13 protein-coding genes are annotated in these 13,278 nt (G+C 72.3%); 2 read left to right on the top strand and 11 right to left on the bottom strand.

Annotation, left to right across the window (positions count from 1 at the left end; all coding sequences use genetic code 11):
* Positions 1 to 78 precede the first annotated feature (78 nt).
* Positions 79 to 1,323 (top strand): phosphodiester glycosidase family protein, encoded by a 1,245-nt coding sequence (locus tag JEQ17_RS40290; protein WP_200399846.1) that lies wholly within the window; start codon positions 79 to 81, stop codon positions 1,321 to 1,323.
* Between the two features lie 27 nt (positions 1,324 to 1,350).
* On the opposite strand, the gene JEQ17_RS40285 is transcribed toward JEQ17_RS40290, so the two are convergent.
* From JEQ17_RS40285 to JEQ17_RS40235, 11 genes are all read right to left on the bottom strand, one after another.
* Positions 1,351 to 1,545: a hypothetical protein gene (locus JEQ17_RS40285; RefSeq protein WP_055611237.1), complete on the bottom strand. Its 195-nt coding sequence runs from the start codon at positions 1,543 to 1,545 to the stop codon at positions 1,351 to 1,353.
* A gap of 169 nt (positions 1,546 to 1,714) precedes the next feature.
* Positions 1,715 to 2,575 carry a phosphatidylinositol-specific phospholipase C/glycerophosphodiester phosphodiesterase family protein gene (locus JEQ17_RS40280; protein WP_200399845.1) on the bottom strand — a complete coding sequence of 287 codons (861 nt, stop codon included), beginning with the start codon at positions 2,573 to 2,575 and terminating at the stop codon, positions 1,715 to 1,717.
* 134 nt (positions 2,576 to 2,709) lie between these two features.
* Entirely contained in the window at positions 2,710 to 3,360 is a 651-nt protein-coding gene (locus JEQ17_RS40275; protein WP_200399844.1) for an ABC transporter ATP-binding protein, read from the bottom strand.
* A gap of 35 nt (positions 3,361 to 3,395) precedes the next feature.
* On the bottom strand, positions 3,396 to 4,304 hold the full coding sequence (locus JEQ17_RS40270) for an oligopeptide/dipeptide ABC transporter ATP-binding protein (RefSeq protein WP_200401968.1): 909 nt from the start codon (positions 4,302 to 4,304) through the stop codon (positions 3,396 to 3,398).
* A 59-nt stretch (positions 4,305 to 4,363) separates the two neighbouring features.
* Positions 4,364 to 5,245, bottom strand: a complete 882-nt coding sequence (locus tag JEQ17_RS40265; RefSeq protein WP_200401969.1) for an ABC transporter permease — start codon at positions 5,243 to 5,245, stop codon at positions 4,364 to 4,366.
* Positions 5,246 to 5,291: 46 nt separating this feature from the next.
* Positions 5,292 to 6,257, bottom strand: a complete 966-nt coding sequence (locus tag JEQ17_RS40260; protein ID WP_200401967.1) for an ABC transporter permease — start codon at positions 6,255 to 6,257, stop codon at positions 5,292 to 5,294.
* Between the two features lie 20 nt (positions 6,258 to 6,277).
* Positions 6,278 to 7,861, bottom strand: a complete 1,584-nt coding sequence (locus tag JEQ17_RS40255; protein ID WP_200399843.1) for an ABC transporter substrate-binding protein — start codon at positions 7,859 to 7,861, stop codon at positions 6,278 to 6,280.
* A 149-nt stretch (positions 7,862 to 8,010) separates the two neighbouring features.
* The gene (locus JEQ17_RS40250; RefSeq protein ID WP_200399842.1) at positions 8,011 to 9,111 is read right to left on the bottom strand and encodes an acyl-CoA dehydrogenase family protein; all 1,101 of its coding nucleotides are present in this window, start codon (positions 9,109 to 9,111) and stop codon (positions 8,011 to 8,013) included.
* Positions 9,108 to 10,316, bottom strand: a complete 1,209-nt coding sequence (locus JEQ17_RS40245; RefSeq protein ID WP_200399841.1) for an acyl-CoA dehydrogenase family protein — start codon at positions 10,314 to 10,316, stop codon at positions 9,108 to 9,110. The genes JEQ17_RS40250 and JEQ17_RS40245 overlap by 4 nt, the downstream gene beginning before the upstream one ends.
* Positions 10,313 to 11,293 (bottom strand): NADPH:quinone oxidoreductase family protein, encoded by a 981-nt coding sequence (locus tag JEQ17_RS40240; RefSeq protein ID WP_200399840.1) that lies wholly within the window; start codon positions 11,291 to 11,293, stop codon positions 10,313 to 10,315. The genes JEQ17_RS40245 and JEQ17_RS40240 overlap by 4 nt, the downstream gene beginning before the upstream one ends.
* Before the next feature lie 93 nt (positions 11,294 to 11,386).
* Entirely contained in the window at positions 11,387 to 12,040 is a 654-nt protein-coding gene (locus JEQ17_RS40235) for a helix-turn-helix domain-containing protein (protein ID WP_234048546.1), read from the bottom strand.
* Between the two features lie 77 nt (positions 12,041 to 12,117).
* Between JEQ17_RS40235 and JEQ17_RS40230 the strand changes: the two genes are divergently transcribed.
* A complete protein-coding gene (locus tag JEQ17_RS40230) occupies positions 12,118 to 13,053 on the top strand; it encodes an NAD(P)/FAD-dependent oxidoreductase (protein ID WP_200399839.1) in 936 nt (311 codons plus the stop codon).
* The last annotated feature ends 225 nt before the right edge of the window (positions 13,054 to 13,278 follow it).

The raw sequence follows: 13,278 nt of genomic DNA, 5'->3' as shown, positions 1-13,278 counted from the left end.
CGTCACGCCACCTGCTCTGTGGTGAACTCCCTTGTGTCCTGGGCCATTTGAGGAGACAGCGGAGAGAGCAGGGGCAGCGTGAGACGACGCACCGGACGACTCAGAACCGCACTGACGGTTGTAACGGCATGGAGCGCACTGGCCGGTGCCGCCCTGGCGGGGGCAGCACCGGCCAGTGGCGCGCCGGACGGGGGCCCGCCGGGTTTCCACCGGCTCGCGCCCGGCGTGCGCTACACCGAGTTCGACATTCCGGCCTCCAAGGGTGTGGCGCACGCACATGTACTCAGCGTCGATCTCCGCAATCCGCGGGTGAGTGTCGACCTGCTGCATCCCGGCGCGGTGGCGGCACGGGCGCCCGTCTCGCGACTGGCCGACGCACAGGGTGCCGTCGCGGGCGTCAACGGTGACTTCTTCAACATCACCGAGACCCAGCACCCGGGGGTCGAGGCGACCGGCGCGTCCGTCGGGCCTGCGATCGCGAGCGGGCGCACGCTCAAGGCGGCGGTCCCCGACGGCCAGCGCTTCGGCCCGGCCCTGCCGCCCGGCACGAGCACCCGGGACGTACTCGGCGTGGGCACGGACCATCGGGCCCGCCTCGACAGCCTCGCCCTCGACGGGTCGGTCGCCACCGCCGAGACACGGCTTCCGCTCGGCGGGCTCAACCAGTACGCGCTGCCGGTCGGTTCCGTCGGCGCGTTCACCTCGGACTGGGGCACGCCCTCCCGGGTGCGGGCCACCTGCGGGACGGACACCGACCGGGCCGCGCCCTGCAGTACGGACACCCATGAGGTGACCGTCCGGGACGGCCGGGTCGTGTCATCGGCCGACACACCCGGCAACGGGCCCATCGCTTCCGGCACCACTGTCCTGGTCGGCCGGGAGGCGGGCGCCCAGCAGCTGCGCAAGCTGTCGCTCGGTGAGCGGGTCACGGTCCGGCACCGACTGGTGGCGGCCGCGTCGAGGATCCCGTACCGGTTCGTGGTCGGCGGCTATCCGGTCCTGAGGGGTGGCCAACCGCTCGCGGGGCTCGACACGACGACCGCGGCGGTACGGACCGCCGCGGGCATCTCGGACGGCGGCCGCCGGCTCCTGCTGCTCGCGCTGGACGGGGCACCCGAGTTCCGCACCGGACTCACCATCGCGGAAGTCGCGGGCACCATGCGGGAGTTGGGTTCGGTGGACGCCTTCAGCCTTGACGGCGGCGGCTCCAGCACGCTGGCCGCCCGGGAGCCGGGCTCGACGACGGCGACCGTGCGCAACCATCCCAGCGGCGGGGCGGAGAGGCCGGTGCCCAACGGGATCGGCGTGTTCTCGCGGTCGTGATCCGCGCGCCCCGCCTCCGCCGCGGGCTCACGGCCTGAGGCTGCTGACGACGTCGGCGGTCGCCGTGAGCCCGTTGTGGATGGTCGGCGCCATGCTCGTGCTCGCGAGATAGAAGCCGAGCAGCACACAGACCACGGCGTGCGAGAGCTTCAGCGCGCCGTTGCGGAGGAAGACCACCGCAAGGATCAACAGCAACAGGACCACAGAGATGGAAATGGCCATCGTCAACCTCCTCCGCCACGTCCACACCGCGGCTTTCGGCCGCAAGTGTGGCGTAGCGGGGGGTTCGTCCGGGCGGCTGACGTGTCCGCCGAACGTGTGTTGACTGCGCGTGAAAGCGCTGGGCTACGCCCGTCGGTCGGTGGTCGCTGCGCTGTGCCCGCTCGTGGACCTACCTGTGCGCGTCCAGGAACGCTTCGAGACCCGCGAGGTCGTCGGTGTTGATGTAGTCGGCGTCGGCGGCGAGGAGTTCGCCCCAGACCGCGTCACGGGCGGGGCCCGCCAGATCGGGGGTGGCCCAGAAGCGGACCTTCTGCCCTCGGGAGTGCGTCGCCGCGATGATGCCGCGCAGCTTCTGGCGCTCCACCTCGGGGAACGTGCCGACGCCCTGCCAGGTGAAGTTGAGCGTCCAGTTGTCGCTGATCAGCGGGATGAAGGAGGACGGGGCCGGGACGGGGGCCAGCAGGTCGAGGAGGCGGCCGTCGTAGAAGGCCCGCCGCACGGTCTGGGCCTCCATCGGGACACGGGCCGCGCGGTCGCCGGAGACCACGGCCGTCACCGCGCCGGGGAAGACCCGGCCGTGGGCGTACGTCGTGAACAGGTGCCGGTAGCGGCGCAGTTGGCGGTCTAGCTCCTGGTACGTGGACGCGCCCTCGGTCTTGATGTCGATCAGCAGTTGGACCGGCTTGCGCTGCCCCCGGTACACCGAGCCGCGGTTGGCCTTCACCCGGGCGGCGAGGGGGGCGAGGTAGAGGGATTCCAGGGTCCGGGTCGGGTCGAGCTCGACCGGGTCGTGGGCGACCAGGAGCTGGTTTCCGACGAGGAAGATGTCCGACTCGACGCTCCCGAAGCGGTGGTCGAGCGCGTCGAGGAGGGGCCGGGGGTGGAGGTAGTCGTTGTGCGCGTGGGCGCGCCACAGCGGGCGCGGCCGGTGTCCGCCCTCGGTCGCCTGCGCGTACGCGGGAACGGCGACGCTGCCCGCCACTGCGGCGGCGAGGGTGGTGAGGGCTCTGCGACGGGTGGTGAGGGCCATGTCTGCCTCCCTGAGAGTGCCGTATGGGCCTCAGCGAGTATCGGCCCTCAGGAGGTTCAAGGAGCAGGGCCGTGCGGGGAGTTGGCCGGACTGCCGCTGTGCGTTCACTTCGCCCGACCGCCTCCTGCGGACGTTCACACCGAGGTCAGCTCGGCCCACCCGACCGTCCGGTCGCACCACCGCTCCAGCAGCACCCGGTCGTGTCCGACGGCCAGCAGTCCGGCCCCGCTCTCCCGCCGGTAGGTCTCCACGACGCCGACCAGCGCGGCGGTGGTCGAGGCGTCGAGCATCGCCGTCATCTCGTCGCAGACGAGCCAGCGCGGCCGCAGCGCGAGTGCCCGCGCGAGACAGGCGCGCTGCAACTGCCCGTCGCTGACCTCGTGGGGCCGGCGGCCCAGCAGGTCCGCTCCGAGCCCCACGGTTTCGGCCAACTCCCTTACGCCGTCGACTGTTTGTCCGTTGGCCCGGAGCGGTTCGGCGATCAGGTCCGCGAGCCGCAGGCGCGGGTCCGCCGAGAGGCGTGGCTGCTGGAAGACGACCCCGAATGCGGTGCGCTGGGCGCGTGGCGCGCGATGACGCCAGCCGCGGGCCGGCTCGCCGTCCATGAGGACCTCGCCGGAGTCGGGCCGGTGCAGCAGCGCGGCGACCCGGGCCAGCGTGGACTTGCCGCAGCCGCTGGGTCCCTGGAGCCCCACGGCCTCCCCGGCGCTCACGGTCAGTGAGACCTCGCGGACGACGGGGGCACGCCGGTCGTACCCGGCCGTGACGGACCGCAGCTCAAGCACGCGCCACCTCCCGGCAAGGCATGTGCCCCTCCTGATCACGCACGCGCCACCTCCGCCTGATCCAGGTGACCCACGTGATGGCAGGCCACGCCCGCCACGAACTCCGGCAGGACACCGCACGCCTCGCTCACCCCTTCGCACCGCGCGGCGAAGGCACACCCGTCCGGGAGTGCGCCGAGCTCCGGCGGCATGCCCGGGATCGGCGTGAACTCCCGCTCGGGGAGGGCGTTGAGCAGACCGCGGGCGTACGGATGCCGCGGCCCCGGCGCCCCGAAGAACGCGGCCGCGCCGGCGACCTCCACCACGCGTCCCGCGTACATCACGGCGACCCGGTCGGCGATCCGCTCGGCCGCCGCCAGGTCGTGGGTGATCAGCAGCAGGGCTCGGTGGTCCCCGGTGTGACGGCGGAGTTCGTCGACGGTGCGCTCGACGAGATCGCGGTCGAGCCCGGTGGTCGGCTCGTCGGCGAGCAGCAGGGGCGCGTCCCCGACGAGGGCGAGCGCGGTGGCGGCCCGTTGGGCGAGCCCGCCGGACAACTCGTGCGGGTAGCGGTCGAGATGGTCCAGAGGGAACGCGGCCCGCTCCGCGGCGGCTGCCGCGCCCTCACCGGAAGCCCCCGTCAATTCCCGTACAGCCTCAGCGAGTTGGGACCGTACGGTACGCACCGGTGTGAGGTGCGCCGCGGGACTCTGCGGTACGAGTGCGACGCGCCGCCCGCGGACCTCTCGGGCGAGCACCCGCTCGTCGGCGGCCAGCAGGTCGAGCCCGTCGCCGCCGAGCAGGGCCGAACCCGCCACCGAGGCGTTGCCGGGCAACAGGCCCAACAGGGCGGAGGCGAGCACCGACTTGCCGCAGCCGCTCTCACCGACGAGGGCCAGGCACTCTCCCGCCGCGAGGTCGAAGGAGACATCCGTGACGGCTCGTACGTACGCCTCGTCGCGCATCCGGAAACGCACGGAGAGCCCCCGTACCGACAGGATGTTCGTGCCGTCGGCTTGCGGTGTCACAGCATCAGCTCCGATCGGCTTCGCGGGTTGAGCCGTTCGCGCCAGGCGCCCGCGAGACCCGCGATGGCGAGGGTGGCGGCGACGGCGCACAGCCCCGGGAAGAGGGTGGGCCACCAGTCCCCGGCGAGCAGCGAGCCGCGCGCGCTCTGTACCAACGTGCCGAGGCTGGCCTGATGGGTGGGCAGCCCCAACCCGAGGAAGGACAGGGCGGATTCGTGCCAGACGGCGTGCGGCACCATGAGGACGGCGGCGAGCCCGGCCTGGGGCAGTACGCCGGGCAGCAGATGCCGTACCGCCACCCGGTAGCGCGAGGCGCCGCCCGAGATCGCGGCGTCGACGTACGGCCGGGAGCGCAGCGAGAGGATCTCCGCGCGGACGATCCGGGCCGTCGACAGCCAGTGGGTGAGCGCCACCGAGACGACGACCGGCCACACCCCGGGCCGGAACATTGCGACGATGAAGATGCCGAGGAGCAGGTGCGGCACGGACGCGAACACGTCCACGAGCCGCATCACCAGCCGGTCGGCCCATCCCCCGAACGCACCCGCGACCGCGCCCACGGCAGTGCCGACCACCGTGGACACGACGGCCGCCACCACGCCGACCAGGAGCGAGACCCGCAGCCCGTAGACACAGCGCAGCAGCAGGTCCCGTCCCACGTCGTCCGTCCCGAACGGGTGCGCCAGGGAAGGTGGTTGGAGCTTGGCGGCCAGGTCCACGGCCTGCTGGTCGAGCTGGACGAAGGGCGGCACGAGGAGCACGGCCAGCACGATCACGGCCACGACTGCGGCCGAGCCGCGCACCCGCCACGCACGCGTGGACCGCCGTACGACCGCTCGCGTGCGCCACACAGTGGCTGCCTCGACGGCCTCGGTCATCCCCGAAGCCCCCGTCGTCTTGCTCGTCTTGGTCATCTTGGTCGTCTCAGCCATCGAATCCCACCCTCGGGTCCGCGAGCCCGTACAGCAGGTCCGCGAGGAGGTTCCCGACCAGCACGGCGATCGTGGCGAGCACGGTCAGTGCGGCGAGCAGCGGGAAGTCGACGGCGGTGGCGGCCTCGACGGTCGCCGCGGCGATGCCTGGCCAGCTGAAGACGGTCTCCACGAGCAGTGCTCCGGTGATGAGTTCGGGCACGCGCGAGCCGATGAGCGTGAGCACCGGCAGCATTCCTGAGCGCAGGGCGTGTCCCAACAGGACGGTGCGCTCGGCGAGTCCACGCGCGCGTGCACCGCGTACGGGGTCCTCCTGGAGAGCGTCGCCGACGCCCTGCCGGACGTACAGCACGAACCACGGCAGCTGGGAGAGGGCCAACACGCTTGCGGGCAGCACGAGATGGCGTACGACCTGGTCTGCCGTGACGACCGTGGTGCCGGTGTCCGTGAGGCCGCCCGCGGGCAGCACACCGAGTTTCAGGGCGAAGAACCACATCACGAGCAGGCCCAGCCAGAACGGCGGCGCGGCCTCCAGGGTGTACGCGAGCGAGGTGACGGCCCTGTCCGTCCAGCCGCCCGGCCGGCGCGCGGCGAGGACGCCGAGCAGCCCGCCCAGCAGGACGGCCACGAGAAAGGCGGCGGAGGCCAGCAGCACCGACCAGCCGACGCGTTCGGCGATCACGTCGGCGACCGGTTGCCGCAGGGCGCTGGAGTCACCGAGGTCGCCCTGCACGGCGGACGTCAGCCAGTTCCACCACCGCGTGACGAGCGGTTCGTCGGCACCCAGGTTGGCGCGCAACTGGTCGAGGGTGTCCTGGGAGGCGCTGAGTCCGGCCGTGCCCGCGTACGCCTTGACGGGGTCGAACGGGGAGGCCGCGGCGATCGCGAAGACCCCGAACGTGACGATCCCGAGGACGGGGACGGCGAACAGGGCCCGCCGTCCCGCCAGCCGCGCCATGGGACCCCACGGCGGACGGCTCACGGCCGCCAGTCCTCGACGTTCCACCACGGGCCCGCGGCGAGACCGTGATCGTGCGGTTCGACCTGCGTGGACAGGTCGCCGAAGCGGTCGTCGACCACGTACAGGTGGTCGATGTGGGTCAGGAAGGTGTAGCCGGGGTTCTTCACCAGCTCGCGCTGGACGGTGTCGTAGGCGGCCTTGCGCTCGGCCGGGTCGCCGCTCTCGCGGCCGGTCTTCAGGGCCCTGTCGACGGTGGCGTTGTCGTACCAGCCCATGTTGTTGAAGCCGTCGCCCGCGAGGTCCGACCTGAGGAGCGGGTACTGGTCGAAGTCGGGGTCGGCCGGTGAGCCTCCGCCCGCGAGCACCGCGTCCTTGGGCATGCGCGGCTCGATGACCTCCCAGGTGCCCGCCTGCACCTCGACCTCGACGCCGATCTTCTTGGCGTCGGAGGCGTAGGCGAGGGCGTGGTCCTGGCGGAGCTTGTCGCCGGAGACGTACCAGAGCGGGAAGCTCGCGCGGACGCCGTCCTTCACACGGATCCCGTCCTTGCCCGGCTTCCAGCCGGCCGCGTCGAGGAGCGTCCGCGCCTTCTTCGGGTCGTATGTCCGCTCGGTGCCCTCGGTGAACCACTCGCTGTCCGTCGGGACGGGTCCGTGGGCCACCTTGCCGGCGCCTTCGAGGATGCCGTCGACCATGGCCTTCCGGTCGACGGCGATGTCGAGGGCGCGGCGCACGGCGGTGTTCCCGGTGACCTTGTTGCCGGTCGGCAGGGTGACCGTGCGGTAGTCGAAGCTCTTGGCCGCGTACGTCTTCTGCCCCGACCCCTGGAAGGCCTTGGCGAGGTTGGGCGGCAGGATCGCGCCGTCGAGGTCGCCGGAGCGCAGCCGGGTGGCGCGTACGTCGTCGTCCTTGATGATCGCCATGGTGAAGCGCTCGATCTTCGGAGGTCCGCCCCAGTAGCCGGAGTTGGCCTCCAGGACGAGCTGCTCGCCCTTGGACCACTTGGCCAGCTTGTAGGGCCCGGTGCCGACGGGGTTCGATCCGAACGTCCCCGTGTTGACGTCCTGGCCGCCGGCCATGTGCTCGGGCGCGATGGGCAGCACCGTGCGCTCCGCGAAGGGCGCGTAGGGGTACTTGAGCCGGAAGACGACGGTGTCGTCGCCCTTCGCCTCGACGCTCTCGATCGCGTCGAGCTCGCCCTTGGAGGGGTTGTTGGTCTTCTCGTCGAGGATCGTCTCGTAAGTGAAGACGACGTCCTTCGCGGTGAACGGCTTCCCGTCGCTGAACTTCACGCCCTCGCGCAGCGCGTAGGTGTACGTGCGTCCGTCGTCGCTCACCTTCGGCAGCGCGGTGGCGAGCGCGGGCTTCAGCTTCAGGTCGGCGTCGTGGGTGAGCAGCCCGTCGAAGATCTTGGAGTTGCCGTCCTTGCCGAAGCCGAGGAGGGGGCTCAGGGTCTCCGGTTCGTAGGCGATGCCGACGACTGCCGAGGTCGCCGCAGCCCCGCTGTCGCCCTCGCCGGGCGCCGAACACGCGGAGGCGACGGTCGCCAGAGCGGCGGCCGTCGCCAGGGTGCCCATGCCTCGTATCGATCGGGCCCTCATGCCGCCCCCACCCCTAATGAACATCAACAGTTATTGCGAACAGTTCGCAATTATGCATGATGGGGGAGGTTGGTAAAGCGGAGGCCCGCTCCTGTCCGGGGGGTCGGAGCGGGCCTTCGTGCCATCGGCGGGAGTGGACCGGGGCGAGGTCAGGGGGCCTGGAGGTCCACCAGACCCGCCAGTGTCCCGCGGTGGGCACCCGCGGTGCCGTACGCGATCGAGTCGGCCTTGGCGCGCTTCAGGTAGAGGTGGGCCGGGTGCTCCCAGGTCATCCCGATGCCTCCGTGCAGCTGGACCGCCTCCTCGGCCGCGTGCACCGCGACGGGCGACGCGTAGGCCTGGGCGACGGCGACCGCCACATCGGCGTCCGGGCTCCCGGCGGCCAGCGCGTCGGCGGCGTTGCGGGCCGCGGCGCGTGTGCCCACGATCTCCTGCCACAGCGCGGCGAGCCGGTGCTTGAGCGCCTGGAAGCCGCCGACCGGGCGGTTGAACTGCTTGCGCTCCTTCAGATAGCGGACCGTCTCCGTCAAACACCAGTCGGCGAGGCCGAGTTGCTCGGAGACGAGCAGTCCGGCTCCGGCGCGCAGCGCACGCCGAACGGCCGGTCCGGCGTCCGGCGTGAGGAGGCGCGCCGGGGCCCCGTCGAGGGTGACGGTGGCGACCGGCCGGGTCAGATCGAGGGAGACCTGCGGGGCGACCGTGACACCGTCGGCGCCGGCGTCCACGGCATACAGCCCGCCGTCCTCCGCCGGCACGAGCAGCACGTCCGCGGCGACCGCGTCCGCGATGCCGGTCAACTCCCCGCTCAGAGCGCCGCCTTCGTGGCGTACGGACTTGTAGGGCGCCCCGGGCCCGGCCGACAGCGCCACCGTGAGTGCGCCGATGGTCCGGCCGGACGCGAGGGCCGTGAGCAGCTCGGCGGCCTCGTCGGAACCGCACGCGAGCAGCGCCTCGGTGGCGACGACCGCACTCGTCAGATACGGGACCGGGGCGACCGCACGGCCCAACTCCTCAAGGACGACCGCGACTTCGCGGTGCGTGGCACCCTGGCCGCCCTGTGCCTCGGGGACGAGGAGGCCCGCGAGGCCCATGCCGTCCGAGAGGGCCTTCCACAGCTCGGGGTCGTGCGGCCGGTCCGACTCCGTGCGGGCGATGACGCCCGGCGCGTCGCAGTGGTCCGCGAGAAGGTCGCGGACGGCGGCGCGCAGCGCCTCTTCCTCTTCCGAGTACAGCAGGTCGGGGGCGCTCATCGGGCCAGGTCCTTCCAGGCGACGTCCTTGTCGGTGCGCGGCTCGGAGGGCAGGCCCAGCACGCGTTCGGCGACGATGTTCAGCAGGACCTCGCTGGTCCCGCCCTCGATGCTGTTGCCCTTGGAGCGGAGGTAGCGGTAGCCGGCGTCACGGCCGGTGAAGTCGACGAGTTCGGGACGGCGCATCGTCCAGTCCTCGTACAACAGGCCCTCCTCGCCGAGGAGTTCGACCTCAAGGCCACTGATCTCCTGGTTGAGGCGGGCGAACGCCAGCTTCATACCGGAGCCCTCGGGGCCCGGCTGGCCCGCGACGAGCTGCTGGCGCAGGCGCTCGCCGGTGAGCCGCGCGACCTCGGCCTCCACCCACAGCGTGAGCAGCCGCTGGTGCAGGTCATGGGTGCGCAGGTCGGGGCGCTCGCGCCAGGTCCTGGAGACCGGGCCGATCATGCCGCCCTCACGCGGGATGCGCATGCCGCCGATGGAGACGCGCTCGTTCATGAGCGTGGTCTGCGCGACCCGCCAGCCGTCGCCGACCTCGCCGAGGCGGTGCGCGTCGGGGATGCGGACGTCGGTGAGGAACACCTCGTTGAACTCGGCCTCACCGGTGATCTGGCGCAGCGGTCGCACCTCGACACCGGGGTCGGTCATGTCGCAGACGAAGTACGTGATGCCGCGGTGCTTGGGCGCGTCCGGGTCGGTACGGGCGATGAGGATGGCCCAGCGGGCGAGGTGGGCGCTGGACGTCCACACCTTCTGCCCGTTGACCACCCAGTCTTCGCCGTCCCGGACGGCTCGCGTGCCGAGCGCCGCCAGGTCGGAGCCCGCGCCCGGCTCGCTGAACAGCTGGCACCAGACCTCCTCGCCGACCCACAGGGGCCTGAGGAAGCGGCTCTTCTGCTCCTCGGTGCCGTATCCGAGGATCGTCGGCGCGGCCATGCCGAGGCCGATGCCGATGCGCCGCGGGTCGTTGTCGGGCGCGCCCGCGGCCTCCAACTCGGCGTCCACGACGGCCTGGAGGGAACGCGGCGCACCGAGTCCGCCGAGGCCCCGCGGGTAGTGCACCCAGGCGAGTCCGGCGTCGAAGCGGGCCTTGAGGAAGTCCACCCGGTCGGTGCCTGCGACCGGATGCGCGGCCAGCAACTCCTGGGTGCGGCGGCGCAGTTCGGCGGCGTCGATCGCCCCGCTCCTGCTCGCGGCGTCGGTCATGCGGCGGCTCCGTTCTCGTCGAGGGAGGGCACCACGGCGACCCGGCCGGTGGTGACGCCGTCGGCGACCCGCTGCACCGCGGCGGCGGCCCCGCCCAGCGGCACGCGCTCGCTGACGAGCGGCTTGATCCCGCCCCGGGCGGCCAGCTCGGTGAGCTCCTCGTGGCAGCGCAGGACCAGCTTCGGGTCCTTGGTGTTGTAGAGGCCCCAGTGCAGGCCCAGGATCGAGTAGTTCTTCACCAGCGCGTGGTTGAGGCCCGGGCTCGGGATGCTGCCGCTCGCGAAGCCCACGACCACGATGCGGCCCTCGAAGGCCACGACCTTGGTGGACTGCGTGTAGGCGTCGCCACCGACCGGGTCGTAGATCACGTCGGCGCCCCGGCCTCCGGTGGCCTCCTTCACCGCGGCGACGACGTCCTCGGCACGCCGGTCCACGACGACGTCACAGCCCAGCTCACGGGCGACGGCCACCTTGTCGGCGCCGCCCACGACGCCGATGACCTTGGCGCCCGCGGCCTTACCGAGCTGCACGGCCGCGCTGCCGACCCCTCCGGCGGCAGCGTGGACGAGCAGCGTCTCCCCTGCCTCCAGACGAGCCCGCCGGTGCAGTCCGAACCAGCCCGTCTGGTAGCCGATGTGCAGCGCGGCCGCCTCGGCGTCGTCCAGCGCGTCGGGCGCGGGCAGGAGAGCGGCGGCATCCGCGACGGCGTACTCGGCGAAGCCGCCGTAGGGCAGCGCCGGGTTGGCGATGACACGCCGTCCGTCCTCGGTCTCGCCGCAGATCTCCACGCCCGGCGTGAACGGCAGGGGCGGCCTGACCTGGTACTGCCCGCGGCACATCAGGGCGTCCGGGAAGTTGATGTTCGCCGCGCGCACCTTGAGCAGGACCTGGCCGTCACCGGGCGTGGGCCGCTCCACGTCCTCAAGCCGCATCACCTCGCTCGGCTCGCCGATCTCGTGCACTTGCCATGCCTGCATGCGGTGCCTCCACGGGACTGCTTCATCTGACCGGGGTCAACCGCATACTAAGCGGTCGCTTGTCGACCTGGGAACAGTCGGCACAGGCCGTTGTCAGTCGTCTTCGCCACGCCGCTTCGGGCGCGCCCGCACATGCATCCGCTCCCCCTGCCGCCCGAAGAGGCTCAGGAACTCCACCGGCCCCTCCCCCGTCGACCCGAACCAGTGGGGCACACGCGTGTCGAACTCGGCGGCCTCCCCCGGGCCGAGTACGACGTCGTGCTCGCCGAGCACCAGGCGCAGCCGCCCGGAGAGCACGTACAGCCACTCGTAGCCCTCGTGCGTCCGCGGGTCCGGCTCCTGCTTCCGCCGCGGTTCGAGCACCTTGTAGGCCTGGAGGCCGCCGGGCTGGCGGGTGAGCGGCCAGTGCGTACGGCCGTGCATGACGATGGGCTTCGCCGCGCGGATGCGGGGGTCGCCCACCTGTGGGGCCCCGACGAGTTCGTCGAGGGGCACCTGGTGGGCGCGGGCGATGGGCAGCAGCAGCTCCAGGCTGGGTTTGCGCAGCCCGGACTCCAGGCGGGACAGGGTGCTCACGGAGATTCCGGTGGCGGAGGACAGACCCGCGAGGGTGGCGCCCCGCTCCTTGCGGATGCGGCGCAGCCGCGGTCCGACCTCCGCGAGGACGTCGTCGGTTTCGGCATCGGTATCGGTGCCGGTGTCCGTGCCGGTCTCCTCGTGCCTCTGGTGCTCGTGGCGCTCGCTCATCTCCTCATTGCAGTTTCGGCAAAGATGTTTGTCAATACGGCAGCGGGTGGGCGACCTTCTCAGTGGAGGTGGTCACCATGACCGAGAGGTACGAAGTGGTCGTCGTCGGAGGCGGCGCGGCCGGACTGTCCGCGGCGCTCGTCCTGGGACGCGCCCGGCGCAGTGTGCTCGTGATCGACGCGGGCGAGCCGCGCAACGCGCCCGCAGCGCACATGCAGGGCTATCTGTCGCGGGACGGCATGTCTCCGGCGGAGTTCCTCGCCGTGGGACGCGAGGAGATCGCAGGCTACGGCGTCGAACTCGTCCGGGACCGGGCGGTGGACGTGGTCAAGGACGCGGACGGGGAGTTCGACGTGACGCTCGAAGGCGGGCGCACGGTGCACGGGCGCCGGCTGGTCGTCGCCACCGGCCTCGCGGACGAACTGCCGAAGGTGCCGGGTGTCGCCGAGCGCTTCGGGCGGGACGTGCTGCACTGCCCCTACTGCCACGGCTGGGAGGTACGGGACCAGGCCTTCGGCGTGCTCGCCACGACCCCCATGGGCGTCCACCAGGCGCTGATGGTCTCCCAGTGGTCGAAGGACGTGACCCTCTTCCTGCACACGGTCGCCGAGGACGAACTCGCGGACGAGGAGCTGCGCAGGCTCGCCGCCGCCGGAGTCGACGTCGTGCCGGGCGAGGTCGCCGGGCTGGTCGTCGACGACGACCGGCTCACCGCGATCCGGCTCGCGGACGGCACGACCCACGAGCGCTCGGTCCTGTTCGTCGCACCCCGGGCGATCCCGCGCACCGGCCTCCTGGAGCGGCTCGGCGCCGAGCTGCAGGAGACACCGTTCGGCACGTACGCCGTGGTCGACCCGACCGGTCTGACCAGCGTGCCCGGCGTCTGGGCGGCGGGCAACGCGATCGGCTTCGCCGAGCAGGTGGTGAACGCGGCCAGCGGCGGCTACCGGGCGGGAGCCACGATCAACGGCGAACTGCTCTTCACGGACCTCGACGCGGCGGTGCGGGCGTAGCCGGGGGCCCGGGGCCCTGCGACCCCGGGCCGGGCCGGCCTCGCGGACGCGGGCGCAGGCCCGAGCCGTGGCCACGCGGGGCACCCGGGACACGGGACGCGGCCGTGCGCACGGCCCGGGGCCGCGGGCCGTGCGCCCCAGGGCCGGGCCGAGGCCCTGAACCACAACCCACGGGCCCACGAGGGGCCCGAAGACCCCGTCGTGCGGGTGTGGATCGGACGCCTC

The organism is Streptomyces liliifuscus, assembly GCF_016598615.1.
Lineage (GTDB): Bacteria > Actinomycetota > Actinomycetes > Streptomycetales > Streptomycetaceae > Streptomyces > Streptomyces liliifuscus.
This window is presented reverse-complemented; position numbering and strand designations above follow the sequence as displayed.

What these genes read in the sequence shown, in the direction of transcription:
- JEQ17_RS40285 (WP_055611237.1), bottom strand. Translation starts at nt 1,545, where the DNA reads ATGGCCATTTCCATCTCTGTGGTCCTGTTGCTGTTGATCCTTGCGGTG.
- JEQ17_RS40280 (WP_200399845.1), bottom strand. Translation starts at nt 2,575, where the DNA reads ATGGCCCTCACCACCCGTCGCAGAGCCCTCACCACCCTCGCCGCCGCA.
- JEQ17_RS40270 (WP_200401968.1), bottom strand. Translation starts at nt 4,304, where the DNA reads ATGCGCGACGAGGCGTACGTACGAGCCGTCACGGATGTCTCCTTCGAC.
- JEQ17_RS40265 (WP_200401969.1), bottom strand. Translation starts at nt 5,245, where the DNA reads ATGACCGAGGCCGTCGAGGCAGCCACTGTGTGGCGCACGCGAGCGGTC.
- JEQ17_RS40260 (WP_200401967.1), bottom strand. Translation starts at nt 6,257, where the DNA reads ATGGCGCGGCTGGCGGGACGGCGGGCCCTGTTCGCCGTCCCCGTCCTC.
- JEQ17_RS40255 (WP_200399843.1), bottom strand. Translation starts at nt 7,861, where the DNA reads ATGAGGGCCCGATCGATACGAGGCATGGGCACCCTGGCGACGGCCGCC.
- JEQ17_RS40250 (WP_200399842.1), bottom strand. Translation starts at nt 9,111, where the DNA reads ATGAGCGCCCCCGACCTGCTGTACTCGGAAGAGGAAGAGGCGCTGCGC.
- JEQ17_RS40245 (WP_200399841.1), bottom strand. Translation starts at nt 10,316, where the DNA reads ATGACCGACGCCGCGAGCAGGAGCGGGGCGATCGACGCCGCCGAACTG.
- JEQ17_RS40240 (WP_200399840.1), bottom strand. Translation starts at nt 11,293, where the DNA reads ATGCAGGCATGGCAAGTGCACGAGATCGGCGAGCCGAGCGAGGTGATG.
- JEQ17_RS40235 (WP_234048546.1), bottom strand. Translation starts at nt 12,040, where the DNA reads ATGAGCGAGCGCCACGAGCACCAGAGGCACGAGGAGACCGGCACGGAC.
- JEQ17_RS40230 (WP_200399839.1), top strand. Translation starts at nt 12,118, where the DNA reads ATGACCGAGAGGTACGAAGTGGTCGTCGTCGGAGGCGGCGCGGCCGGA.